Genomic DNA, 25,922 nt, shown 5'->3' with positions numbered 1-25,922 from the left:
AAAGCAAAAGGCTGGAAGACATGATTGTCTTCCAGCCTTTTTTATTGTCCGCGTTTAGCGGGTAGATTTACTGCCCGTTATGAATCACCACCAGCAAAGCGGTAGCCGCATTCTTGCCGACATTTTTGATGTAATGGGGGCGGTCTGCCGCATAGCGCGCCGTTTCGCCGACTTTTATCTTGGTGAGATTGCTGCCGCTCTGGACTTCCAATATACCGGACAGCACCGTCAGATGTTCACGCGAAGCCGGCTCGTGCGCTTCCGAGTCGAGGCAGCCGCCAGGTTCCACCGACAGTTCATACCATTCAAACTGGCCGGCCAGCTCGATCGGCCCGAGGATGCGCAGCACGCAATGGCCGTCTCTTGAGCGCAGCGAAGGGGTGGCGTGGCTAGGCAAGGTTTCGATCGATGCCGCAACCGGCTGATTGCCGTCGACCAGCAGCGAGATAGGCACGCCCAAGGCATTCGCCAGGCGCCAGACCACGGCAACTGTCGGATTGGCCTGGTTGCGTTCGATTTGCGATAGCATGGACTTGGAGACGCCGGCGCGTTTCGATAAGGCATCCAGCGAGAGTCCGTCAGCCTGGCGCAGTTTCACCAAGGTATCGCCAACCTTGGGTGGTGCGTCCTCCAAATTTTTACCTGAATTGCTGCTCATCTGGTTGACAACCTCGTTTTTGTGCATTATCGTGGAATTTGTGTTCGATATATCGAATTAGAACAATATATTATATAAGATCGAGGCTGACAATGACACAAGATGCAAGCACAGATGCAACTACGAACGCTGGCGCTCCCGGGTTTTACACCCACCTGCGCGATGAACTGACTGCGATCGAGGCCGCCGGCCTGTTGAAGTCCGAGCGTCTCATCCTTGGCCCGCAAGGCGGCAAGATCAATACCGAAAGTGGCGAATTAATCAATTTGTGCGCCAACAATTACCTCGGATTGTCTTCCCATCCAGCCTTGATCAAAGCCGCACACGCCGCCCTGGACAGCCATGGTTTCGGCATGAGTTCGGTGCGTTTCATTTGCGGTACGCAAGACATCCACCGCCAGCTGGAGCAGCGCCTGGCGAGCTTCCTGGGCACCGAAGACTGCATTCTGTATGCGGCAGCATTCGACGCCAATGGCGGTTTGTTCGAACCCTTGCTGGGAGAGCAGGACGCCATCATCAGCGATTCGCTCAACCACGCATCGATTATCGACGGCGTCCGTTTATGCAAGGCCAAGCGCTACCGTTATGCCCACAACGACATGGAGGATCTGGAGCGCTGCCTGAAGCAAGCGCGGGCCGACAATGCCCGTTTCGCCATGGTGTTTACCGACGGCGTGTTTTCGATGGACGGCACGGTGGCGCAGCTCGACGTCATCCGTCAACTATGCGACAAGTACGATGCATTGCTCGGTGTCGACGATTGTCACGCCACCGGTTTCATGGGAGCGCGGGGCCGCGGCACGCATGAAGCACGCGGCATTTTCGGCAAGGTCGACGTGATTACCGGCACGCTAGGCAAAGCCTTGGGCGGCGCCAGCGGCGGCTTCACTGCCGGCCGGCGCGAAGTGATCGACTTGCTGCGGCAGCGCTCCAGGCCTTATCTGTTTTCGAATACCCTGATGCCGGCGATTGTCGGCGCTTCCATCGAAGCACTCAATCTGCTGGAGGCGTCCACCGAATTGCGCGACCGCCTGGAACGCAATACCGTCTATTTCCGCAAAGCCATCACTGAAGCCGGCTTCGAGATCAAGCCGGGCACCCATCCGATCGTGCCGTTGATGGTGTACGACGCCGTGGTTGCGCAGAATTTGTCGCGTCGTTTGTATGAACTCGGCGTCTACGCGGTTGGTTTCTTCTATCCGGTCGTGCCGCAAGGGCAGGCGCGGATCCGGGTGCAGATGTCGGCGGTCCATGATGAGGCGACATTGCAGCGCGCAGTGAGCATCTTCCGGCAAGCCGGTGAAGAGCTCGGCTTGGTAACGAACTGAAGAGAAGAATTGAAGAGACAAGCGATGAAAAAAATATTGGTAATTGGCGCCAACGGCCAGATCGGCACCGAGCTGACGACGGCGCTGGTCAAGCTGCATGGCGCACAGCAAGTGGTTGCGAGCGATATACAAGCCCTCGGCCGGCACCAGGAACTGGCCTACGAAAAACTGGATGTGACCGACGCCAGGCATTTGGCCGAGGTAGTGCAGCAGCACGACATCGGCGAAATCTATCACTTGGCGGCGGCCTTGTCGGCCAAAGGTGAAGAGCATCCGGAGTGGGCCTGGAATTTGAACATGACAGGCCTTCTGAATGTGCTGGAAGTAGCGCGCCAGGCCAAGCTGTCAAAAGTGTTCTGGCCGAGTTCGATTGCAGCCTTCGGCCCTTCGACGCCGCGCGACAATGCACCGCAGACCGGCGCCATGGATCCCAAGACTGTTTATGGCATCTCCAAGCTGGCGGGCGAGCACTGGTGTTCCTGGTATGCGGAAAAATACGGCATGGATATTCGCAGCCTGCGCTATCCGGGTTTGATCAGCTATTCTGCCGAACCAGGCGGCGGCACCACCGATTACGCGATCCAGGCCTTGTTTGCTGCCGCCGCCGGCCACGACTACACCAGTTTCCTGAGTGCGGACAGCACGCTGCCGATGATGTACATGCCGGACGCGGTGCGTGCGACCATCGAATTGATGAGCGCGCCGAAGGAGCAGCTCAAGGTTGTTGGTTCATACAATCTCGCAGCCTGGAGTTTTTCGCCGCATGAACTGGCGGCGATCATCAAGCAGCATTATCCGGCCTTTCAAATTGCATACAAGCCGGATTTCCGCCAGGCGATTGCCGACGCATGGCCGCGTTCGATTGACGATTCCAAGGCGCGCCAGGAGTGGCATTGGTCGCATGCATATAGCTTGACCGATATGGTGGACGACATGCTGGCAGCTCGCAAGCCGATCACGCAAGAACAGGCTGCTTGAGGTTAGGGCGCGGCTAAAGCAAAAGGGCTGGCAGACAATCATGTCTCCCAGCCCTTTGTTTTTGCCCGTACGGGCGATAAGGCGATTTTCCCCTGGCTTACTTGCCAGTCATGCCCAACAACATTTCATTGAGTCGTTTGACGAAGCCAGCCGGATCGGCCAACGCTCCGCCTTCCGCCAGCAACGCCTGATCGAACAAGATGTGCGACCAGTCGCCGAACTTGGCTTCTTCGTACTTCAAGCGTTGCACCAGCGGATGATCCGGATTGATTTCCAGGATCGGCTTGGAGTCAGGTGCTTCCTGGCCGGCGGCTTTCAGCATGCGCAGCAGGTTGCCCGACAATTCGTTTTCATCGGCCACCAGACAGGCTGGCGAATCGGTCAGGCGGAAGGTGACGCGCACATCCTTGGCTTTGTCAGCCAGCGCCGTCTTCATCTTTTCAACCAGGTCCTTGAACTGGGTTTCGGTTTCTTCGTGCTGTTTCTTTTCTGCTTCGTCTTCCAGTGTGCCGAGATCGAGGCCGCCCTTGGCCACCGACGCCAGTTCCTTGCCTTCGAAATCCTGCAGGAAAGACAGCATCCATTCATCGACGCGATCGGTCAGCAGCAGTACTTCAACGCCTTTCTTGCGGAAAATTTCCAGGTGCGGGCTGTTCTTGGCCGCGGCAAAGGTTTCGCCGGTGGCGTAATAGATCTTGTCCTGGCCTTCTTTCATGCGGCCGATATAGTCGGCGAAGGAGACGGTCTGTGCGTCGCCGTCGTTATTGGTTGAGGCAAAGCGCAACAGCTTGGCGATTCTTTCCTTGTTGGTCGCGTCTTCGCCTATGCCTTCTTTCAAGACCTGGCCGAATTCTTTCCAGAAGGCGGCGTACTTGTCCTTTTGCGCCTGGTCGTCGCTGTTTGCCAATTCTTCCAGCAAGCCCAGCACGCGTTTGGTCGAACCTTCGCGGATCACCCGTACATCGCGCGATTCCTGCAGGATTTCACGCGAGACATTCAATGGCAGATCGCTCGAATCGATCACGCCCTTGACGAAGCGCAGGTAGACCGGCATCAGTTGTTCGGCGTCGTCCATGATGAAGACGCGCTTGACGTACAGCTTGATGCCGCCGCGCTTGTTGCGATCCCACAGATCGAACGGGGCGCGGCTTGGAACGTACAGCAGTTGCGTGTATTCGCTACGGCCCTCAACCCGGTTGTGGGTGTAGGTCAGCGGTGCTTCGAAATCGTGCGAGACGTGTTTGTAGAACTCGATGTATTGCTCTTCCGTGATGTCCGACTTGTTGCGTGCCCACAGCGCACTGGCCTGGTTGACGGTTTCCAACTCGTCCTTGACCACGGTTTCTTTTTTCTCTTCATCCCATTCTTCTTTCTGCATCACGATCGGCAGCGAGATATGGTCGGAATATTTGCGGATGATGGATTTCAGTTTCCAGGCCGACAGGTACTCGTCTTCGCCTTCGCGCAGATGCAGGGTGATGGTGGTGCCGCGTGATGGCTTATCGATCGCTTCGACGCTGAAATCGCCGGCGCCGGTGGATTCCCAGCGCACGCCTTCGGTGGCGTTGGCGCCAGCGCGGCGCGTGTCAACCGTGATCTTGTCGGCAATGATGAAAGCGGAGTAGAAACCGACACCGAACTGGCCGATCAGGGCGGCGTCTTTTTGCTGGTCGCCGGACAGTTTCGAGAAAAATTCCTTGGTGCCGGACTTGGCGATCGTACCCAGGTGCGAGATGGCTTCATCGCGGCTCATGCCGATGCCGTTGTCCGAGATCGTGATGGTGCGTGCGGCCTTGTCGAAACCGACCTTGATTTTCAATTCCGGATCGTTCTCGAACAGGGCGCCGTTGTTGATCGCTTCAAAGCGCAGCTTGTCGGCGGCGTCGGATGCATTGGAAACCAGCTCGCGCAGGAAAATTTCCTTGTTCGAATACAGCGAGTGGATCATCAATTGCAGCAGTTGCTTTACTTCTGCCTGAAAACCAAGGGTTTGCTTTTCGGATACGGCCATAGTTTCCTCTATATAAACGTAGAAAAAGTGATGTGAAAACGATAAAAGTCGGTAAAGCGGCCGGACAGGCTCCGCTTTCGCGCTGTGCATTGTTCGAAAAATGGGGAGTAATCCGGATTTTACAAGAGCGGATCGGGCAGCGGCCTTTCAACTTGCCTTATTTGCCACATTCCTGTTCGAGGAAGCGCCAGATGGCTGGATCCGACATCGCTGCCACGTTGACCCGCATCCGCGAGGAGGGCAGCTGGCTGGGCGAGAACAAGGCGCCAGGCGCCAGCAAAAAGCCCTCGGCCAAGGCTTTTTCCGCCATCACATTAGTGTCGTGGCCGGTATCGGCCCAGACAAAGATGCCGGCCGGGGTGCTGATGTCGACCGTCATGCCTATCCTTTCCATCTGCCTGATGGTGCGGTCGCGCACGCTGTCGAGCTTGTTGCGCAAGCGGTCGAGATGCTTGCGGTAGTGGCCTTCGGAGAGGATTTTATAGACTACCCGTTCGCCGACTTCAGCGCTGGTCAGGTTGGTCAGCATCTTACGATCGGCAAAGTGCTGGGCTAGTTCCAGCGAAGTGGCGATGAAGCCGGAGCGCAGGTTGGGCGACAACGTCTTCGAGAAGCCGCCCATGTAGATCACGCGATTAAGCTGGTCTAGCGCAGCAATGCGAGTCGCCGGCTGGATTGCCGAGCCGGGATGCATGTCGCAATAGATGTCGTCTTCGACAATCATGAAATCATGCTCTTCGGCCAGCTTGAGGATCTGGAACGCCTTGGCTGCCGAAAGCGAGGTCGAGGTTGGATTGTGCAGCACCGACACCAGCACATACAGCTTGGGCTTGTGCAGCGCCACCAGTTCCGCCAGCTTGAGCATGTCGGGGCCATCGGCCAGGCGCGGTACGCCGACCACCTTGGCGCCCAGCGCGGCGAACGAGGCGAACATCAGGAACCAGGATGGATCGTCGACCAGAATCACGTCGCCGGGCTGGGTAAAGTGGCGCGCCACCAGGTCCAGCGCCTGGGTGACGCCGGTGGTGGTGACGAACTGTTCTGGCGTGGCGGCGATTTCCAGTTCGGCCATCTTCAGCTGCAATTGCTGACGCAACGGCAAAAAGCCCTGCGGAATGCCGTAGGAGAGCAGTTGCGCCGGGTTCTGCCGGCTGATGCTGCGCAGGGCGTTGGCGATCAGGTCGGCATCCAGCCACTCGCTGGGAAACATGCCCGAACCCGGCATTTTCTTGTTCGGCGCCTGCTGGTGCATATTGCGCACCAGCCAGACCACATCGATCAGTTGCGGTTGTTTGTCGTTGGCGGGGTTACTGCCGCGCTCGTTCAGCAGCGGCGAGCGTTCGCGCACATAAAAGCCCGAGCCGCGCCGTGATTCCAGGCAGCCTTTGGCGACCAGCCGGTCGTAGGCTTCCACTACCGTGAAGCGCGACACGCTGTGGCTGTCGGCAAACTGGCGGATCGACGGCATGCGGGCGCCGGTGCGCAGCAGGCGGTCGCTGATGCGGGTTTCGATACTGCGCACGATCTGCTCGACCAGCGAGGTATCGCTATCGCGTGACAGAGTCTGCGCGGCGGAAGGCAGCTGGCTGTTGCTCAGCTTGCGGGGAGGGATTGTGTTGGTCACTGTGTTGGGTACTGTATTGGTAGTTTGGCCGGGACAATGTCAGGAACTACTTGTTTAACTGTACTGGTACTGTATTGGTTTATTGGCTTAGCATAGACCTAAATCCTCAATGCTGCAAATCCGGAAGCGAGTGCGCCATGCAAACACTATTCAAGCAACAGTCTCATACCTTGTCGGGCGGCAGCGTGCTGTCCGGCGTCACAGAACAGCAGTTGATCCTGAAGGTGGTCAGCGGCCGTGTCTGGGTGACTTTTGAGGGGCAGCCGGAAGATCACTGGCTGCACGCCGGCCGTTCACTGACTTTGTTGCCGGGGCGGGTAGTGGTGGTCGAGTCCGACCCAGGCAACAGCCGCATCAGCCTGAGCGGCTTGCCGCAGCGCGGTACGCCGGGCATTCTGCGGGCGCTGCTGGCGCGCCTGCGCGACCCTGGCTTCCACCCAGCCACCAGCGTGTCATGATGTTGACTTCTCTGCTGCCGCTGGCCGTGTTTGCCTTTGTCTCCTCGATCACACCGGGGCCGAACAACATCATGCTGACCTCGTCCGGCATCATGTTCGGCTTTAACCGCACCATCCCGCACATGCTCGGCGTTACCTTCGGTTTCGGTGTGATGCTGGTGCTGTGCGCCGCCGGCATAGGCGGCCTGGTGCTGGCCTTGCCATCGATTCATGTGATCCTGAAAACCCTGGGCTCGGCCTATTTGCTGTATCTGGCCTGGAAGCTGCGCCATATGTCTTTCAAATCGGCGGTCGGCGGTAATCATAGGCCGATGACTTTCCTGGGGGCGGCTGCATTTCAAGCCGCCAACCCGAAAGCCTGGATCATGGCGATCACCAGCGCTTCGGCATTTCTGCCGCCGTTACAGCCTATCTGGCTGTCGATCGCCATCTATTGCCTGGTGTTCTGCGTCATCAACCTGCCGTGCGTGAGCGTCTGGGCCGGCGCCGGTTCGGTGTTGCGGCGCTATCTGGCGCAGCCCTTGTGGCAGCGCGTGTTTTGTACGGTGATGGTGTTGCTGACTATCTATTCCGCGGTTTCGATCTGGCTCTGATCACTACTCGAAAGACAAATGACATGACGGACGAATCCAAGGGTATGTGGTTGGGACTGGCCGGCGTTGCTGTATTCAGCCTGACCCTGCCGTTTACCCGGATGGCGGTGGCAGAACTGAATCCGGTGTTTGTGGCGTTCGGCCGGGCTGTGGTGGCGGCGCTCTGTTCCATGCTGTTGCTGTGGAAACTGAAAGCGACACTGCCAACCGCTGCGCAATGGAAACCACTGGCGGTTACTGCCTTGGGCGTGGTGATTGGCTTTCCTGTGTTTTCTTCGGTAGCGATGCGCTATGTCCCGGCGGCGCACGGCGCCATCGTGCTCGGCATCTTGCCCCTGGCGACCGCCATGTTTGGAGCCTTGCGGTTTGGCGAACGGCCTTCGGCCGGATTCTGGATTGCGGCCGTAGCCGGCAGCGCCATCGTTATTGTTTTTGCACTAAACCAAGGTGGCGGCGGTTTGACGCTGGCTGACCTGGCCTTGCTGGCGGCGGTGTTAGCCGCCGCCATGGGTTACGCCGAAGGCGGGCGCTTGTCGCAAACCATGGGCGGGCAGCAAGTCATTGCCTGGGCCTTGTTATTGGCTTTGCCGGTCTTGCTGCCTATAACCATCTGGCTAGGCTGGCGTTACGGCGTCAATGCTTCGCCCAGAGCATGGCTCGGATTTGCCTACGTATCGCTGTTTTCGATGCTTATCGGTTTCTTTTTTTGGTACAAGGGCCTGGCGCTGGGCGGCATTGCGCGGGTTGGCCAGGTGCAACTATTGCAGCCGTTCCTGACATTGCTGGGGGCCGCGTTGTTGCTGGGCGAGACCTTGAACCGCAGCAATATGCTGTTCGCAATGGCAGTGCTGGTGGTGGTGGCGTTTGGCCGCAAGATGACGGTGCGGCGGCAGGCGGCCTAGCAACACGCCTTAGTCAGTAGGCCTTAACCCGCATTGCAAAATATCAAGCCGGGCTTTCGTAAACTTGGCGGTAAGTGAGATAATCGTTCATTGGCCGGGACAAACCGGCTGTATCTCATTTATCCCGTCATTGTTGCTGGCGTCAAAAGCGTCGACAAATGACTTTTTTCTTCGGAGTGTCAGATGTCTGTATATGAAAAGTTGCAAGCCCTGAATATCACATTACCTGCGGTAGCCGCACCTGCTGCTGCCTACGTGATGTATGCCCAAAGCGGCAATACGGTTTACCTGTCCGGTCATTTGTCTAAGAAAGACGGCAAGATCTGGGTCGGCCAACTGGGCAAAGACACCACTACCGAAGAAGCAAAATTGGCCGCACGCGGCATCGCGGTTGATCTGATCGCCACCTTGCAAGCTGCTTGCGGCGGCGATCTGAAGCGCGTCAAACGCGTCGTCAAACTGATGAGCCTGGTTAATTCAACGCCCGATTTTACCGAGCAGCACCTGGTCACCAACGGCGCCTCCGAATTGATCGGCGAAGTGTTTGGCGAGCAGGGCAAGCATGCCCGTTCCGCCTTTGGCGTAGCACAGCTGCCGTTGGGCGCCTGCGTGGAAATTGAAATGATTGCTGAATTAGAGTAGTCCGCGCAGCAGTGTAGTCCTGGTAGCGCTATCCGCTGCCAGCCCAGGAGACGGCAGATCATAAAAACCGCAGGCTGTTGCACACATGCGTCCAGGCCCGCTTTGGGCCGGCGCTTGGCGGCAGTCTCTCAGAACAAGATCACTTGAAGAGAACAGTATGAAAATCGAAAATCCAGCGCCGCTGCAATGGCATTTTTCGCAGCGCGCACAGAAACTGCAAAGCTCGGCCATCCGTGAAATCCTCAAGATCACCATGCGTCCGGAAATCATTTCCTTCGCCGGTGGTTTGCCGTCGCCGGCTACTTTCCCGGTCGAGCCATTGAAAGCGGCGTTTGACAAAGTGCTGTCGCTACAAGGCAAGGTCGCCTTGCAATACGGTCCTACCGATGGTTATGGGCCGCTGCGCGAGTGGGTGGCCGACTCTTTATCGACCAGCGGCGCCAAGATCATGGCAAATCAAGTCATGATGACTTCCGGTTCGCAGCAGGGCCTGGATTTGCTGGGTAAGGTATTGATCGATGAAGGCAGCAAGGTGCTGGTCGAAACGCCTAGTTACCTGGGCGCTTTGCAAGCTTTTTCCCTGTACGGCCCGGAGTTCGTTTCGGTGCCTAGCGACGAAGGCGGCTTGATCCCGGAAACCGTGGCAACCCTGGGACAGGGCGCGCGCATGTTGTACGCGCTGCCGAATTTCCAGAATCCTACCGGCCGGACTTTATCGGTAGAACGCCGTCACGCCCTGGTGGATATCTGCGCCCGGCTCGGTTTGCCGCTGATCGAAGACGATCCTTACGGTGCGCTCAGCTATCGCGCTGAACCGCTGCCTAAGATGCTGAGCATGAATCCGGGCGGCGTGATTTACATGGGATCGTTCTCCAAGATCCTGACGCCGGGCATCCGGCTGGGTTACGTGGTGGCGCCGCGGCCGCTGATCGAAAAGCTGGAACAAGCCAAGCAAGCTACCGATCTGCATACCGCCCAGCTGACGCAGATGGTGGTGTACGAAACCATCAAAGACGGTTTCCTCGATCAGCATATCCCGACCATCCGCAAACTGTATTCGGATCAATGCGACGCCATGCTGGATGCGCTCAAAACCTATTTCCCAAGCGGTACCAGCTGGACCAAGCCGGAAGGCGGCATGTTTATCTGGGTAACCTTGCCCAAGCATATCGACAGCGTCAAATTGCTGGCGGAGGCGGTGGAACAGCACGTGGCGTTTGTGCCAGGCGGCCCGTTCTACGGCAATACGCCGGAACAGCATACCTTGCGCCTGAGTTTCGTTACTGTGCCGCCGGCCAAGATACGCGAAGGGATTGAGCGTCTGGGTAAATTGATCGCCGCCAAGATGTAAGCTGGCCCCGCTTGACGCCTGGCGCACTAGCGCCGCGCACTGTGCTGCAAGCTCGACCTGGCGCTAGCCGGGCGGCTGGGTTTGCGGTGCGATGCGGCGATAGATGACGGCGCCAGCGGTCGGCGCGACTTCGCGAAACAGCGATTGATAATCGATCGTGCCGTCAAATACTGTGCTGTCTAGCCCGATCCGGTTCATGCGGTAAGGGGTCAGCCAGGAAATTATCGCGCGGCCCTGGCTGTTGGTGCGCATGCCGAACTGGCCGTCCACCGCGACACCGGCATATCCTGGGGCATCCACAATAGCGATAGTATCTCCCAGCGATTGTCCCAGGACCAAACCGCCTGCGTAAGCGACCATGCTGCCTGCCGCAGACCAGTCCAGCTTGCCGAAATTTCTGCCCTCGGCATAACCGAGCGCCACCGTGCCGCCGTCACCCTGGTACGAAGTGCGCGCACTGTATTGATTGCCGCTTTCGCGAGAATATTCCTGGTCCAGGCTATAACTCAGACGGTAATCCTGCAGAGCCGATCCGGACAGGCTGTTGCCCCGTGTCAGGGGGGCGTCGTGGTTCTTGCTTACTGTGCCGCCATAGCGCAGATTGCCAGGCAATTTGCCGAGGTTGACCGATACACTGAGCTGGAAGGAAAGCTCTTTCCGGCGCCCGCTCATGGTGTAGCCGGCTTGTGCATCAAGATCGAAGTTGTCGCCGCTCCAGGTTGCACCCAATTGCGTGGAAATCCGGCTTGGCTTATTCTCGTTTTTATAGCTGCGCCCGATGAAAGTCGCATTCAGGCTGCCATCTTCGCCGACATTTTTTTTCAGGTTGATCTGCAGTTGTTGTGCGGGCCGGGTTTCGGATAGAAAATTCTCGGCGTCGTCACCCAGCAAGTCGCGCCAGAATGTTTCGTCGGCGTCGCGTTTAAGGGCCGCATCCAGAGTGCGGAACTGGCCGGCGGTATAGCGTTGGTAGTCGACACCGAGGCCGACTCCGTGGCCGACAAAGGATTTAGCATAGCGCATCCGGAGACGATTGCCGCTTCGGTTTTGCGGGGCGCTCTCGGTTTCGGAGCGGGTCAGATCCAGCGACAGCGAGCCGTACTGGTCCAGGTCCTTGCCAATGCCGACGGCGTTGCTTTGGTAGTTGCGCGCGCTCAGCAGCCCGCCGAACAAACTCAGCTTCATCGGCAAGCCGTAGCCGACTGTCGCCTGCAGGAATTCAGGACTGGCCTGGTTTGACCAGCCGGCCGGTCGAAAGCGGCCAGCGTTTACGGCATATTTCCAGACTTTGCCGTGAACCAGCAGCGGCATCGCGATGTATGGTTCGATATATACGCGCTCATCGCCATCGGCTTCACGCAAGGTGACTTCGATGTCACCGCCGCCGGGCGGGCGCACGTCGTATAACGCAAACGGGCCGCTGGCAACAAACGCATGGTAGAACAGCCTGCCGTTCTGTCTAATGGAGATTTCGGTGTTGCCTTGTGCGATGCCACGTATTACCGGCGAAAAAGCATGCAGGTAATCGGGCAGCATTTCGTCCTGGGACATTAGTTGTGCGCCGCGAAACGCCACGCTGTCAAACAGAAGTTCATCGGTATGGCTATCGCCCAGCAGCAATTTGCCGCGCCAGGCGGCGAGATCGCGCTGCAGATAACTGTCGCTATGTTCCCATTGGGGGGCGCCGGATAGTGGCTGCGTCCAGGTATGATTGCTGCGCAAACGCCATGCGCCCCAGTTGGCGCCGGCGTTCAGTGCCGCGAACAATTGCGTGCCGCGTTCATTATCTTCAGAATCGAGACCGCTGTTTTGTGAGCCGGACAGTTGATAGTCCAGCCGCAGCGCAGGAATGCCCGCATCGCGGCGCGATATCGGCACGTCGCCGCGAGCGCGGTTCATCAATTCCGGCGCGATCCGGACCGATAGCTGCTGGCGGCGCGCGTCGTAACGCAGTCGTACTTGCTCCTCATCGCTGGGCGGCAGGACACACACGTCGTCGGCGCCGTCATGTTCGCTGCTGAATTTCAGCGTTGAGGCCAGCCCCCAGTCCAGCCAGGATGCGACGTTGATGCAAGGTTCGCCGTTTGCCCGCAGGCGCAGCCAGGTATAACCCTGCCAATGGCCGTTAACGTAGACAGCGGTTTTCATAAGGCCACGGTCGAGCATTTTTTCTGTATGCAAGGCGGCGTCATCGATGGGCGATTGTGATGCCGGCGGATTGGCGGCGACGGCTGCCGCCTGAGCGAGTAACGGCAACAGCAGGAGCAGACTTCCGAAGCAACGAACAATCTTTCGCATTGGATCGCGTGTCGTAAATGGAAAAGGGAGGTGATGCCCTAATGTCGTTCAGTTAGGGCAATTCCCCCACATGGCAGCTCCGTCATTCCCGCGAACGCGGGAATCCAGCTTGCGTACCAGTTTTGAGGAGGCGAAAAAAAGGAGGAAAAATCCTCCTTTTTGTCTATGGAAAAGAATGCATCTTCGTTGTTGCCGGATCAGCCCTTCAAAGTAGCCAGATCAGCTTGTGCGCTGCGCAGGTCTTCCATTTTTTCACGCAGCTTATCTTGTTTTTCGCTCAGCTTCTTTTGTGTTTTTTCGATCTTTTTGGCGTCGCCTCTAGCTTGCGCTTCGCGCAAATCGGCTTCAGTCTTGGCGATCTCTTGCTGCGCCTTGCTCACATTTTCCTGTTCCTTGCGGACTTTTTGTTCGGCGCGCAGATTTTGACCGGCGTCGGTGCAATGCTGCTGGGCTTCTCTCAGCGCCTTTTCCAGGCCGGCGATTTGGTAAGTGTTGCCAGCTTTTTTCGCAAAGTCGATTTGCGTCTGGATCTGGTTGATCTTTATCGAACAGTTGTTGGTGGCGGCGAATGCATGGCCGGCTACCAGCATGGACAGAGGAATGATGGCAGCGATCAGTTTGGTCTTCATGTTATTTCCCTTTGCGTAGTTAAATTAAAGCGGCGCAGCCGCTGAACCGAACTATGCCAAAGCGGGTTGGCGTGCACTATAGAATAAATTCGATTTTTGATTTAACTACGTACTTGGGAGGTATTCTGAGGAGGATTCGGCAACTCGCGATTCAATGTGCCGCAGAGCGTAGAAACCAACAGTCTTGGAGAAAACTGTTGGATGTTGCGAGAAATTGAAGACGGCGTCGAATCACGCCGTCTTCAGATGAAGCCATGGACGTTGAGTTTAGGATTGCGCCGTCAATGCAGCCGGCTTCAACTTCGACTCCAGCAGTTTGCCTTTACGCGCCCGCTTACCGATATGCGGCGCCAGTCCGGATGCCGACAAAGCCACCTGCTGCGCCTTGCCGCCACGGCCGGCGCCGGTCACCAATACGCCGCGCTGGCTGATCGGTTGCGCCGCCAGCAATTTCTCGTTGGGCTCCAGTTCCATCAGGATCACGCCACGGCCGCCATTGCTGAGCGTCTTGCATTCGTCCAGGCCGAACACCAGCAGGCGGCCCTTTTCCGACAGGCAGGCGATGGCGCTGACAGCGTTGCTTAGTGCCTGCGGCGGCAAGGGCAGGTCGCCTTCATCTAGCGTGACATAGGATTTACCAGCCTTGACCCGGCTCAGCATATCGCCGATCTTGGCGGTGAAACCGTAGCCGCCGGAGCTGGCCAACAGCAGCATCAGCTCGGATGGGCCAGCAAAATAATGCATGACGCTGCTGCCGTTAGCGAGGTCGATCAGGGTGGTGATCGGCACGCCATCGCCGCGGGCGTTGGGCAAGCTTGCCACCGATACTGAATAGATGCGGCCGTTGGAGCCGAAGGTCAGCAGATTGTCGACGGTGCGGCATTCAAAGGCGCCGTACAAGGTGTCGCCAGCCTTGAAACCAAACTGACTGGCGTCATGGCCGTGGCCGGTACGTGCGCGGACCCAGCCTTTTTGCGAAATGATGACGGTCACCGGTTCATCGACGATCCTGGTTTCCACCACGGCTTTTTCCGCTGCTTCAATCAGCGTGCGGCGTGCATCGCCGAACTGTTTCTGGTCGGCTTCGATTTCCTTGATCACCAGGCGCTTCATCGACGCCGGATTGTCGAGCAGATCGAGCAGGGTGGCTTTTTCATTGCGCAGCTCCGCCAGTTCCTGCTGGATCTTGATCGACTCCAGGCGCGCCAATTGGCGCAAGCGGATTTCAAGAATGTCTTCGGCCTGGCGGTCGGACAGATTGAAGGCCGTGATCAAGGCAGGCTTTGGTTCATCCGATTCGCGGATGATCTTGATGACCTTGTCGATATTCAGCAGGATCGCTTCGCGGCCTTCCAGGATATGGATGCGGTCTTCGATTTTCTGCAGCTTGAATTGCGAGCGGCGGGTAATGGTGGCAAAGCGGAAAGCGATCCACTCGCGCAAGATCATGCCCAAGCCTTTTTGGCGCGGACGGCCATCGCCGCCTATCATCACCAGATTGATCGAGGCGCTGCTTTCCAGCGAGGTATGGGCCAACAGCATGTTGGTGAACTCGGTCTGGTCCAGGTTCTTGGATTTTGGCTCGAACACCAGGCGTACCGGCGCATCGCGCCCCGACTCATCGCGTACTGTATCGAGCACAGACAGGATGGAAGTCTTGAGCGCCAGCTGTTCCGGCGTCAGGGTTTTCTTGCCGAGCTTGATTTTCGGATTGGTCAGCTCTTCGATTTCTTCCAGGATCTTTTGCGAAGAAGCGCCGGGCGGCAGTTCGGTAACCACCGCCTGCCATTGGCCGCGCGCCAGGTCTTCGATTTTCCAGGTGGCGCGCACCTTCAAGCTGCCGCGTCCGCTTTCGTACATTTCCGAAATCGCGCTGGCCGAGGTGATGATCTGGCCGCCGCCGGGGAAATCCGGGCCGGGGATGATTTGCATCAGCTCGGCATGGCTCAAGTTAGGATTGCGGATCAGGGCTACGGCCGCCTTGGCGACTTCCTGCAGATTGTGCGATGGGATTTCGGTCGCCAGGCCAACCGCAATCCCGGAAGCGCCGTTCAGCAGTACGAAGGGCAGGCGCGCCGGCAGCAGTTTCGGTTCTTCGGTCGAGCCATCGTAGTTGGGCTGGAAATCGACCGTGCCCATGTCGATTTCTTCCAGCAGCAGCCTGGCGATCGGCGTCAGGCGCGCTTCGGTATAACGCATTGCCGCAGCACCGTCGCCGTCGCGCGAGCCGAAGTTGCCCTGGCCGTCGACCAGCGGGTAACGCAGCGAGAAATCCTGGGTCATGCGCACCAGAGCGTCATACACCGATTGATCGCCGTGCGGATGCAGCTTACCCAGCACATCGCCCACCACCAGCGCCGATTTGCGCGGTTTGGCGGCGGCGTTCAGGCCCAGTTCGCTCATCGCATACAAGATGCGGCGCTGTACCGGTTTCTGACCGTCGGAGACGTCGGGCAAGGCGCGCCCTTTGACTACCGAAATGGCGTAATCAAGGTAGGCGCGTTCAGCGAAAGTGGCAAGGGTTAAGGATTCAGCGTCCGGGGTTGGTGCATCTGGCGTAGCAAACAGATCGTTTTGGTCAGTCATGTATAGAAGAGTGGACGGTTATTCGATAAAAAGTGGCGCTGCCGCGGGTATTGCCGCAGCTGGCGGAATCAGTGTCGCGGCCGGTGTTGTGCCGGCGGGCATATTGCTGCGTCCGGGAATCACCAGGCGGATGCGCTTCAGATTGCCATCGTTGCCGGCGCTGGATTGCCCCAATTGCCCAAGCGCGGGTTTATACAGTTGATAAAACTGGCGCACCAACTGCACATAATTACGTGTCTCAGGATACGGCGGCACTTGATTATTGTACTTTTGCACCGCACCTTCGCCAGCATTGTAAGAGGCGATCACCAGCTCTTGCTGGGCCGGATAAAGCTTCAGCAAGTCGCGCAGATAGCGCGCACCCAGGCGGATATTGGTGCGGGGGTCGGTCAGCTTTTTCTCGACCGGTTTTTTGCTGTCGCCGGTCAAGCCGTAGCGCTCGGCCGTAGCCGGCATGATCTGCATCAGCCCAATCGCGCCTTTAGGCGACACCGCGCCGGGATTGAAGCCGGATTCAGCCGCCATCACTGCCTTCAGCAAGGCCGGCTCAAGCGCAAACTCCAGCGCCGCCTGATCCACCAGTGCTTCGTATTTTTTCAGATTCGGATGTTGCGACAGATAGCGGAATAGCGGGCTGTTACGCATTTTCGGATCAAGCGGTTTGGTGCTGCCGGCCGCCAATTGGGAGGAGTCGAAAAAGCCGTCGCCGCGCATGAAAAGCTGGTAACGGTTATCCAGTTTTTCAGTCGAGAAATGCCCCATGCCATCCGCATCGATGTAGCCGAAGATATCCGCGCGCGCGCTGCCGACCACGCTGAATAATGCGAGCGTCAGCAGAGTAGCTGTGAAGAATCGGCCGAAGTGATGGCGGAGCTGCGTCATTTGCTATCAATGGCCAATCATGTGTTCAGTGGCGTTACGGTGTTTCATGAAAAGCAATGTCCTTTGGATTTGCCAGCGCGCGTATTAAAAAAGAGCCTGGGCAAGGTGTCAATTCTTGGCGCGCACGCAATATTGCAGGAATGATCGGAATTGCGGGCAAGCAGACAAGCCGCGCTATACCAAGGCAGCGGGCAAGGTATACAACTGCGACAACCGCGCTAAAACTCCGGCCATGATAATACGTTTTGCTGTTACGGATGGCTGGCGCCGATAAAAGCGCCAGGTTTCCTAATAGATAACTAGTGCGAAGCGCCGCACTAGATATCCGCCTCAGCCTCATTCCCATGCTCTTCGATCCAGGCCCGGCGCGCTGCGGCCTCGCCCTTACCCATTAGCATGTTGAAGCGGTTTTCCGAGGCTTCCAGATCGAAGTTGCCGAGTGCAACCGGCAGCAATCTGCGGGTATCCGGATTCATCGTGGTTTCCCACAGCTGCTCAGCGTTCATTTCGCCCAGGCCTTTGAAGCGGGAGATGGACCAGGCGCTATCCTTGACGCCATCCTTGCGCAATTTATCCTCGATGGCTTCCAGCTCGCCATCGTCCAGCGCGTAAATCTTCTGCGCCGGTTTCTTGCCGCGCGCCGGGGCGTCGACCCGGTATAGCGGCGGCCGGGCGATGCAGATATTGCCGCGATCGATCAATTGCGGGAAGTGACGGAAAAACAGCGTCAGCAGCAGCACCTGGATGTGCGAACCATCGACGTCGGCGTCGGACAGGATGCAGATCTTGCCGTAACGCAGGCCGCTGAAATCGATAGTGTCGGTTTTGCTGTGAGGATCGACGCCGATGGCGACCGCAATATCGTGGATTTCATTGTTGGCGAACAGGCGGTCGCGTTCGGTCTCCCACGAATTCAGCACTTTGCCGCGCAGCGGCAGAATCGCCTGGAATTCCTTGTCGCGGCCCATTTTTGCGGAACCGCCGGCGGAATCGCCCTCGACCAGGAACAATTCATTGCGGCTGATATCACTGGATTCGCAATCGGTCAGTTTGCCCGGCAAGACGGCAACTCCGGACGATTTTTTCTTCTCGACTTTTTGCGCCGAACGCAGGCGGTTCTGGGCTTGCTTGATCACCAGATCGGCCAGTTTCTTGCCGTACTCGACGTGCTGGTTCAACCACAGCTCCAGCGCCGGACGGGTGTAGGTCGAAACCAGCCGCACTGCATCGCGCGAATTCAAACGTTCCTTAATCTGCCCCTGAAACTGCGGGTCCAGCACCTTGGCGGAGAGGACGAAGGAGACGCGTGCAAACACATCTTCCGGCAACAGCTTGACGCCCTTAGGCAACAGCGAGTGCATTTCGACAAAGCTTTTGACAGCGCCGAACAAACCTTCGCGCAAGCCGGATTCATGGGTGCCGCCGGCCGAGGTCGGAATCAGGTTGACGTACGATTCGCGCACGATGGCGCCATCTTCGGTCCAGGCCACGACCCAGGCCGCGCCTTCGCCTTCGGCGAAACCCTCGGCGTCGGCATTGGCGTATTGCTCGCCTTCGAACAGGGGGATCAGCGGCTCGGCATTGGAGGATTGCGCCAGCGATTCCATCAGGTAGCCGCGCAAGCCTTGATCGTATTGCCAGGTCTGGCTTTCGCCGCTCTTGGCGTTCAGCAACGTTACTTTAACGCCAGGCAGCAGCACCGCCTTGGAGCGTAGCAGGCGCTGCAATTCCGGCTGCGAGATGGCGGGTGAGTCGAAGTATTTGGGATTCGGCCAGGCGGTGACGCGGGTACCCGTTTTTTTATTGTCTTCACGGTTGATCGGGCGCGACTTGAGCGTTTCAATCACGTCGCCATCGGCAAACACCATATGATGCACGCCGCCTTCACGCCACACCGTAATCTCTAGCCGCGAGGAGAGGGCGTTAGTGACCGAGACGCCAACGCCGTGCAAACCGCCGGAGAACGAGTAGGCGCCGCCGCTGCCTTTGTCGAACTTGCCGCCAGCATGCAAGCGGGTGAATACGATTTCTACCGTCGGTACCTTTTCTTCCGGATGCATGCCGACTGGAATGCCGCGGCCGTCATCCTCGACGCTGACGCTGCCGTCGGTATTCAAAGTTACCAGGATATTCTTGCAAAATCCGCCGAGAGCTTCGTCCGAGGCGTTGTCAATCACTTCCTGAATGATATGCAGCGGATTTTCGGTGCGGGTGTACATGCCAGGGCGTTGCTTGACCGGCTCCAGGCCCTTCAGTACACGGATCGATGATTCGCTATAGTCAGATTGAGATTGCGGTGATTTTTTGGTTGCCATTCAGTGGTGTAGGGTTAAATGTGAATTGTTGTTAATTCGAAACTAATTTGCAACTGAAGCGGAGCTTAGTCGTTATCATCCTTGCGCATTCTAATGAAAAAGCGCTTCGCTTGCGCAAGCAAGATGCGCTAAAAGAAATATCATCCGATGGCGTCGCTGCGAAGTGTGTATTTTATTGACGTCCAGCAATCAAATGTTGTTGTTTTATGCAGTGTGTTTGCAAAAATAACATTTAAAAAATGGCACTGTTATGATGCTTGCCGTCGGCAATAGCGTAGAAGGGACTAAAAAATGAAAATTCATGACGCACCATTCGCTATCCGATGCATCGGATTTTCCGCTCGTGAAATCAATATCTTTGATGCTACTTTTTCGGTCGAGCAAAAGCGCCGGAAACAATATTTCCGTTTATCCGTCGACAGCCTGCAGGAACCGGATCTGTATCTGGTCAACGCCGACGATCTGAAAGCCCTGGCTACCCTGGCCGACATGGAACCGAATAATCTGCGGCCGGTATTGCTGGTCGGCGCCCCTCATGTGGAACTGCCGTTTGCCAATATCGAGCGGCCGATACGCTGGCCGAAATTGTTCGATGCGCTGGATACCTTGATGGAACGGCGCCTGATCATGCTGGCCAAGCAAAATCCAGCCGATGCAGCATTGCTCAATAATGCGCCGGAGCGCCGCCGGCGTGAGCGTCTCGATCTGGATTTGACCGATCCGCTCGAATATGAGCGCATGCGCAGCATTCCTCCGCAAAGTGATCGCATCCTGGTGATCGATGACCATTCGACGTTTCGCGATGATTTGGCAATTACCTTGGCGCATCATGTGGTGCCGGTTGAATGGGCCAGCGATCCCGAAGCCGCGGCTGAAGTCTACGCACGGCGGAGCATTTCGGTAGTGCTGATCAGTCCCCAGTCAGGGTCGTTTGATCCCTATGATTTGTGCAGCAGCATCAAACATCAGCATCGGGATAGCAGGATTGCGGTTATTTTCCTGATCGATCAAAACTTCGTTTACGACCATGTGCGGGCACGGCAGGTTGAATGCGACGGTTTCCTCAACCGGCATCTGGAGCAGCCCCAGATATTACTGGCGCTGGGGAAGTTTCTGTCCTTGCGGCGCTAGAAAATACTGTTCAGAAATTGCATTATTTGCTTAACAAACGCATGCCGCGTTCCAGTCCATCCATCGTCACTGGAAACATGCGGTTACTCATCAACTGCCGGATCACTTCCACCGATTGACGGTATTGCCACAGGCCCTCGGGCTCAGGATTGAGCCAGATGAACTTGGGGAAAGCCTTGGTGAATCGCTGCAGCCATTCGGCGCCGGCTTCTTCGTTGTTGTATTCGACCGAGCCGCCGGGCTGCAGGATTTCATAAGGACTCATAGTGGCGTCGCCGACAAAAATCAGTTTGGTGTCCGGCGTGTATTTGCGCAAGATGTCCCAGGTCGGGAAGCGTTCGGCATGACGGCGTTGATTGTTTTTCCACACATAGTCGTAGACGCAATTGTGAAAATAAAAGAACTCCATGTTTTTGAATTCGGTCTTGGCGGCCGAAAATAATTCTTCGGTGCGGGCGATGTGATCGTCCATGGTGCCGCCGACGTCCAGCAACATCAGGACCTTGATGTTGTTCTTGCGCTCGGGCCGCATCTTGATGTCGAGGTAGCCGGCATTGTTGGCTGTGGCGCGTATGGTGTCATCCAGCGCCAGCTCTTCGGCTATGCCTTCGCGCGCGAACTTGCGCAAGCGGCGCAGGGCCACCTTGATGTTGCGTGTGCCCAGTTCAAGGTCGTCATCATAATCGCGGTAGGCACGCGCATCCCACACTTTGACCGCAGTGCGATTGCCGCCGCTGCCGCCGATGCGGATCCCTTCCGGATTGCTGCCGCCGTGGCCGAACGGCGAAGTACCGCCGGTGCCTATCCATTTGCTGCCGCCTTCGTGCCGTTCTTTCTGCTCTTTAAGCAGCTCCTGCAGACGATCCATCAGCTTGTCGTAACCGAATTTCTCCAGCTGCGCTTGCTGTTCCGGCGATAATTCGCGTTTCATGCGCTGGATCAGCCATTCCAGCGGGATCTCCGGATTTTTCTCGAAGACGGTTTGAATCCCCTTGAAGTAGCGGCCGAAAGCCTGGTCGAATTTGTCGAAATGGGCTTCATCCTTGACCAGCGTGGTGCGCGCCAGATAATAAAAATTATCGAGCGTGGGCGAAATGACGTTCTTCTGCAGTGCTTCCAGCAGGATTAGAAATTCCTTAATCGACACCGGAATCCTGGCGTCTTTCAGTGTGAAGAAAAAATCGATCAGCATGGCGTGGCTTATTTATGTTTATCTATTTTTCCTGGCCATGAACACCAGGCGCTCAAACAGATGCACATCTTGCTCATTTTTCAGCAGGGCGCCGTGCAGCGGCGGCACCACGGCCTTGGCGTCGCTGCTGTGCAGCGCTGCCGGCGGAATGTCTTCTGCCAGCAACAGCTTGAGCCAGTCCAGCAGTTCCGAGGTCGACGGTTTCTTTTTCAGGCCCGCCACATCGCGCACCTGGTAGAAGGTTTCCAGCGCTTGCGCCAGCATGTCTTTTTTCAGATTCGGGAAATGGACATTGACGATATCCTGCATGGTCGCCTTGTCTGGAAACTTAATGTAGTGAAAGAAGCAGCGGCGCAGGAAGGCGTCCGGCAATTCTTTTTCGTTATTCGAGGTGATGATGACTAACGGACGATACTTGGCACGCACCATTTCACGTGTTTCATACACATAAAATTCCATGCGATCCAGCTCGCGCAACAAGTCGTTGGGGAACTCAATGTCGGCTTTGTCGATCTCATCAATCAGCAAAACCACTTGTTCGTCTGCGTTAAACGCTTGCCACAGTACACCTTTGACAATGTAATTGTGAATGTCCTTGACCCTGGCGTCTCCCAGTTGCGAATCGCGCAGGCGCGAGACGGCGTCGTATTCGTACAAGCCTTGCTGGGCTTTTGTGGTCGACTTGATATGCCATTGCAACAAGGGCATATTCAGGGCGGCGGCCACTTCTTCAGCCAGCATGGTTTTGCCGGTGCCCGGCTCGCCCTTGATCAGCAGCGGTCTTTGCAGTGTCAGCGCAGCATTTACGGCAAGTTTCAGATCATCGGTGGCGACGTAGCCGGGGGAACTTTCAAAACGTGTCTCAGGTCGCATTGTGGTTCGCATTGTGGTTAATCATGAGGAAGCAACGAGGTAAGCAAATAAAGCCGAGTACCGAGTATAAACGAGATGGCCGATTGGCTGGCCCGAGCTTGACAACGCCTGTTTTGATCATTGTTGATCATTGATCAGCCTTGCAGACGAGACAAGCACCCCCTCACCATTATAAGAATAGCCAATGAAAATACTGTTTCTCCGCCTGCGGGTAATGTGGCGCCGGTTTCGACACGGCGAGCGGCATCTGCAAAGCGATAACCAGCATTACGCCATCCAAGTCGACGCTTTGATGCGCCGCGCCAATCCATTTTATTCCTGGCAAGAACGCGCCAACTGGATTATCGATATTGTCCAATGGCTGCGCCACGTCCCCAAAGTCTCGATGCTCGACGACGACGCCAAGCTGCGCGCCAAGCAGCAGCGTTTGCTGTTCCTGCTGGAATGGCTGGACAGCAACCGCGACGTCCGTCGGCTAGTGCAGGCCACGCTGCAAAAAACCTTGCGCGAAGCCGCCGGCCCGGAGCTGTTTTGCGCCACAGGCTTGCCGCATGAGCCGGCGTTCTTTAGCGAGCTGTCTGAGCACGCCATCAAGCTGGTGCTGCCGAAACCGCCGTTCGAAGCCGATTTGTCGTCATTGTTCACCGCCTTGTTTCCGACCCCGGAAGATGCCGACTGGCTGTTAGCGCTGGATCGGCAAAGCGTGGCGAAAATCTGGAAACTGATTGCCGATGACGGCATCGCCCATAGCTATCAGCAGCAGATCGATGAGGCATTGATTTATCTGGCGGCGACGGTATTGGCGGACGGCATCAGCAAGGCCTTCCGCCAGAAGCTGGACCCCAAGATGCCTTTGCAGGCAACCCCGTTCATGGTCTTGCGCCGTGAGCTGGAAACCTATTTGTATGTCAGCCCAAGGGATGAGGCCGCCTTGCGCAGCGTGCGCATGCTGATCGCCGTCTGCCAGGCGCAGACGGATAGAATTTACGCCCATCTTGACGAGCATGGCGTCTCGGTCAGCCTGGTCTACCGGGTCGAGCGCATGCGCGCACAGCTGACGCGGATGGCGCTGCTGACCGATTTGCGCTCGGTGATTTACGGCGCCAGTGCGGCCGGGGCCCAGGATATAGAGCCGGGCGCAGGGCAGATCCAGGCCTTGCTGGGAGATCTGATCGCAGCCCATCATCAACGCTCTTCAGTACGTGGATTGATACAACGCAGCTTCTCTCTACTGGCGCGCAAGATGGTCGAGCGCAATGCCGATCATGGCGAACATTATATTGCGCGCGATAGCAAGGAGTACCGGGCCATGCTGAAAGCCGCCGGGCGCGGCGGTGTTATCACCGCGTTTACCGTGCTCGGCAAATCCCTGCTCTCGGGAATCGGTGCGGCCAGGTTTTTCGAGGGGGTATTCGCTTCCTTGAATTATGCCGTCAGTTTCATGGCGATTTCTGCCGTCGGCGGCGTGCTGGCCACCAAACAACCGGCGGTGACGGCGCCGGTGCTGGCCTCCAAGATGGGGCAGCTGGATACGGTAGAAGGCTTGCGCGCTCTGCTGAGTGAAATCGCCTTGCTGTTGCGCTCGCAAGCCGCTGCAGTGTTCGGCAATCTGATGGGCGTGATTCCGGTGATGCTGCTGATTTCCGGCCTCATCATGCTGACTACCGATGCGCCGATGATGACGGCGGGGCATGCCCGCGCCAGCTTGCATAGCCTGTCCGTGATCGGGCCGAGCCCTCTGTTTGCCGCTTTTACCGGGATTTTGTTGTGGCTGTCGAGCCTGGCGTCGGGTTTTGCCGACAATTGGTTTGCCCTGCGCCGTCTGCGCGAAGCGCTTACCTATCAGCGGCGCCTGGTGTTCATACTGGGCCCGATGCGGGCTGAACGCTGGGCCGCTTGGCTGGATCGGAATGTGGCGCAGATTGCGGGCAATGTCTCGCTTGGCTTCCTGTTGGGGATGACGCCGGTGCTGGCGCAGTTCTTCGGTTTGCCGCTGGATGTGCGGCATGTCACGCTGGCCACCGGCACACTGACTGCCGCTGCCAGCAGCCTCGGCTGGCAGGTGCTGGCGACGCCGCAATTCTGGCTGGCGATTGCCGGGATTGCCTGCATCGGCGTGTTGAATGTCGGCGTCTCGTTTACCTGTGCGCTGACCCTGGCTTTGCGTGCACGCGATGTGCCGGCACGCATAAGGCGGCTGGTGTTTCGGGCGGTGCTACGCCGTTTCAGCGCTTCGCCGCGTTCTTTCCTGTTCCCCGAGCGGTCGGCGTCGCTTACCTCAGCGTCTCAGGCAGATGGCGTGGTTGCCGACATCGCAGCAGCAGATATCGCCGCCTCCGCGCAGCCGACTGAGCCGCCTCCCGCGCCGCAACGCCAGCCCGGCAGCCGCCATGGCTAAATTGACATTGGCGGGCGTGGACTGTGCCTGTTTCTTGGGGTAGAATTAGCCGGTTTTGGTGTAGGGTGGCGACGGCAGTCGGCGTCGGGCAGGGCTACCTTATGTAATATGCGGTGGTATACGCGGCAAGGTATAGGGACTATATCTGCCGTCCGCGCTGTATTTGTTTCAGTATTTGAGGCAATATTCGCGGCAAGTTCGCAGTAAGAGGGGCCACAAAAAACCGTAGTGAGCGGTGGCAGGCCGGCAGGAGACGCGTAGCCATACGAAATACTGTGTGAGCATCGCGGCGCCGGGATTGCGCCGAGTATCAGGTTTTGAGTAGCTCTTTAAACCGGTTTCGCTACAAATTACCCAGCTAATATGAAAAAACTAATTGCACTTCTCGCGCTTGCGAGTCTTGCCAACCTGGCCGCAGCTGCGGACGTGGTCGGCAACGCTAAGGCAGCTGAAAACAAGGTATCGATGTGTATCGGCTGCCATGGCATTCCCGGCTATAAAGCTACCTTCCCGGAAGTCTATCAAGTGCCTATGCTTGGCGGTCAGTCGGCGCAATATATTCAAAATGCGCTGATGGCCTATAAAAAGGGCGATCGCAAGATGCCAACCATGCGCGGTATCGCAGCCAGCTTGTCCGAACAGGACATGGCGGATATTGCGGCATATTACTCGCAGCAAAAATAAGGGACCCACACAATGAAAAAGATTTTTGCTGGCGTGGTGTTTCTGCTTTCCACTAGCGCATTCATGACTGCGCATGCTGCCGGGAATATCGCGGCGGGCGAAGCTGCAGTGAAAAAAAATTCCTGCGCAGCCTGCCACGGCGCCGATTTTCACAGCCCGACCACGCCGGATATCCCAAGGCTGGCCGGTCAGCCTCAAGATTATCTGCAGCATGCTTTGATTGCCTACCAACGCGGCGCTGACGGTCCGAATGGCCGTAACAATGCGGTGATGGGTGGCCTGGCCAAGTCGCTGTCGCATCAGGAAATACAAGACATTGCGGCCTACCTGCACAGCCTGCCGACCACACTGGTGTTGCGCAAGTAAGCCAGCAAGTAGGGCAGCAAGTA

General features: G+C 57.2%; 21 protein-coding genes. 11 read left to right on the top strand and 10 right to left on the bottom strand.

Annotated elements, in window-relative coordinates:
• Positions 1-67 precede the first annotated feature (67 nt).
• Positions 68-658 carry a helix-turn-helix domain-containing protein gene (locus VNZ60_RS17025; RefSeq protein ID WP_325661165.1) on the bottom strand — a complete coding sequence of 197 codons (591 nt, stop codon included), beginning with the start codon at positions 656-658 and terminating at the stop codon, positions 68-70.
• A 92-nt stretch (positions 659-750) separates the two neighbouring features.
• On the opposite strand from VNZ60_RS17025, the gene kbl reads away from it, so the two are divergent.
• Positions 751-1,986 carry a glycine C-acetyltransferase gene (gene kbl, locus VNZ60_RS17020; RefSeq protein ID WP_325661163.1) on the top strand — a complete coding sequence of 412 codons (1,236 nt, stop codon included), beginning with the start codon at positions 751-753 and terminating at the stop codon, positions 1,984-1,986.
• Between the two features lie 24 nt (positions 1,987-2,010).
• A complete protein-coding gene (locus VNZ60_RS17015) occupies positions 2,011-2,964 on the top strand; it encodes an NAD-dependent epimerase/dehydratase family protein (protein ID WP_325661161.1) in 954 nt (317 codons plus the stop codon).
• A gap of 97 nt (positions 2,965-3,061) precedes the next feature.
• Here the strand turns inward: VNZ60_RS17015 and htpG are convergent, their stop codons facing one another.
• The gene (htpG, locus tag VNZ60_RS17010) at positions 3,062-4,975 is read right to left on the bottom strand and encodes a molecular chaperone HtpG (protein ID WP_325661159.1); all 1,914 of its coding nucleotides are present in this window, start codon (positions 4,973-4,975) and stop codon (positions 3,062-3,064) included.
• A gap of 157 nt (positions 4,976-5,132) precedes the next feature.
• Positions 5,133-6,599: an aminotransferase-like domain-containing protein gene (locus VNZ60_RS17005; protein WP_414648874.1), complete on the bottom strand. Its 1,467-nt coding sequence runs from the start codon at positions 6,597-6,599 to the stop codon at positions 5,133-5,135.
• 137 nt (positions 6,600-6,736) lie between these two features.
• Between VNZ60_RS17005 and VNZ60_RS17000 the strand changes: the two genes are divergently transcribed.
• The 5 genes from VNZ60_RS17000 to VNZ60_RS16980 all read left to right on the top strand — a co-directional run bounded on the left by VNZ60_RS17000 (position 6,737) and on the right by VNZ60_RS16980 (position 10,545).
• Positions 6,737-7,057 carry a DUF2917 domain-containing protein gene (locus tag VNZ60_RS17000; protein ID WP_325661157.1) on the top strand — a complete coding sequence of 107 codons (321 nt, stop codon included), beginning with the start codon at positions 6,737-6,739 and terminating at the stop codon, positions 7,055-7,057.
• Positions 7,057-7,650, top strand: a complete 594-nt coding sequence (locus tag VNZ60_RS16995; protein ID WP_325661314.1) for a LysE family translocator — start codon at positions 7,057-7,059, stop codon at positions 7,648-7,650. The genes VNZ60_RS17000 and VNZ60_RS16995 overlap by 1 nt, the downstream gene beginning before the upstream one ends.
• A 23-nt stretch (positions 7,651-7,673) precedes the next feature.
• Positions 7,674-8,552: a DMT family transporter gene (locus VNZ60_RS16990; protein WP_325661155.1), complete on the top strand. Its 879-nt coding sequence runs from the start codon at positions 7,674-7,676 to the stop codon at positions 8,550-8,552.
• A 183-nt stretch (positions 8,553-8,735) separates the two neighbouring features.
• Positions 8,736-9,194 (top strand): RidA family protein, encoded by a 459-nt coding sequence (locus VNZ60_RS16985; RefSeq protein WP_325661153.1) that lies wholly within the window; start codon positions 8,736-8,738, stop codon positions 9,192-9,194.
• Positions 9,195-9,351: 157 nt separating this feature from the next.
• The gene (locus VNZ60_RS16980) at positions 9,352-10,545 is read left to right on the top strand and encodes an aminotransferase-like domain-containing protein (RefSeq protein ID WP_325661151.1); all 1,194 of its coding nucleotides are present in this window, start codon (positions 9,352-9,354) and stop codon (positions 10,543-10,545) included.
• A gap of 63 nt (positions 10,546-10,608) precedes the next feature.
• Here the strand turns inward: VNZ60_RS16980 and VNZ60_RS16975 are convergent, their stop codons facing one another.
• The 5 genes from VNZ60_RS16975 to VNZ60_RS16955 all read right to left on the bottom strand — a co-directional run bounded on the left by VNZ60_RS16975 (position 10,609) and on the right by VNZ60_RS16955 (position 19,255).
• The gene (locus VNZ60_RS16975; RefSeq protein ID WP_325661149.1) at positions 10,609-12,843 is read right to left on the bottom strand and encodes a fimbria/pilus outer membrane usher protein; all 2,235 of its coding nucleotides are present in this window, start codon (positions 12,841-12,843) and stop codon (positions 10,609-10,611) included.
• A 197-nt stretch (positions 12,844-13,040) separates the two neighbouring features.
• Entirely contained in the window at positions 13,041-13,472 is a 432-nt protein-coding gene (locus VNZ60_RS16970) for a DUF1090 domain-containing protein (RefSeq protein WP_325661147.1), read from the bottom strand.
• Between the two features lie 267 nt (positions 13,473-13,739).
• Complete coding sequence (parC, locus tag VNZ60_RS16965) at positions 13,740-16,058, bottom strand: DNA topoisomerase IV subunit A (protein ID WP_325661145.1); 2,319 nt, start codon at positions 16,056-16,058, stop codon at positions 13,740-13,742.
• 18 nt (positions 16,059-16,076) lie between these two features.
• Positions 16,077-16,940 (bottom strand): lytic transglycosylase domain-containing protein, encoded by an 864-nt coding sequence (locus VNZ60_RS16960; RefSeq protein ID WP_325661143.1) that lies wholly within the window; start codon positions 16,938-16,940, stop codon positions 16,077-16,079.
• A 317-nt stretch (positions 16,941-17,257) separates the two neighbouring features.
• Positions 17,258-19,255, bottom strand: coding sequence for a DNA topoisomerase IV subunit B (locus VNZ60_RS16955; RefSeq protein ID WP_325661141.1), 1,998 nt, complete (start codon positions 19,253-19,255; stop codon positions 17,258-17,260).
• Positions 19,256-19,546: 291 nt separating this feature from the next.
• Between VNZ60_RS16955 and VNZ60_RS16950 the strand changes: the two genes are divergently transcribed.
• A complete protein-coding gene (locus tag VNZ60_RS16950; RefSeq protein ID WP_325661139.1) occupies positions 19,547-20,386 on the top strand; it encodes a response regulator in 840 nt (279 codons plus the stop codon).
• Between the two features lie 22 nt (positions 20,387-20,408).
• On the opposite strand, the gene VNZ60_RS16945 is transcribed toward VNZ60_RS16950, so the two are convergent.
• Positions 20,409-21,578 carry a vWA domain-containing protein gene (locus tag VNZ60_RS16945; RefSeq protein WP_325661137.1) on the bottom strand — a complete coding sequence of 390 codons (1,170 nt, stop codon included), beginning with the start codon at positions 21,576-21,578 and terminating at the stop codon, positions 20,409-20,411.
• An 18-nt stretch (positions 21,579-21,596) separates the two neighbouring features.
• Positions 21,597-22,451, bottom strand: coding sequence for an AAA family ATPase (locus VNZ60_RS16940; protein ID WP_325661135.1), 855 nt, complete (start codon positions 22,449-22,451; stop codon positions 21,597-21,599).
• A gap of 184 nt (positions 22,452-22,635) precedes the next feature.
• Here VNZ60_RS16940 and VNZ60_RS16935 point away from each other — a divergent pair, with 184 nt between their 5' ends.
• From VNZ60_RS16935 to VNZ60_RS16925, 3 genes are all read left to right on the top strand, one after another.
• On the top strand, positions 22,636-24,849 hold the full coding sequence (locus tag VNZ60_RS16935) for a site-specific recombinase (protein WP_325661133.1): 2,214 nt from the start codon (positions 22,636-22,638) through the stop codon (positions 24,847-24,849).
• A 363-nt stretch (positions 24,850-25,212) separates the two neighbouring features.
• Positions 25,213-25,533, top strand: coding sequence for a c-type cytochrome (locus VNZ60_RS16930; RefSeq protein ID WP_325661132.1), 321 nt, complete (start codon positions 25,213-25,215; stop codon positions 25,531-25,533).
• 12 nt (positions 25,534-25,545) lie between these two features.
• Positions 25,546-25,899 (top strand): c-type cytochrome, encoded by a 354-nt coding sequence (locus VNZ60_RS16925; RefSeq protein WP_325661131.1) that lies wholly within the window; start codon positions 25,546-25,548, stop codon positions 25,897-25,899.
• Positions 25,900-25,922: the final 23 nt, after the last annotated feature.

It is taken from the genome of Collimonas sp. (assembly GCF_035566375.1).
GTDB lineage: Bacteria > Pseudomonadota > Gammaproteobacteria > Burkholderiales > Burkholderiaceae_D > Collimonas.
This window is presented reverse-complemented; position numbering and strand designations above follow the sequence as displayed.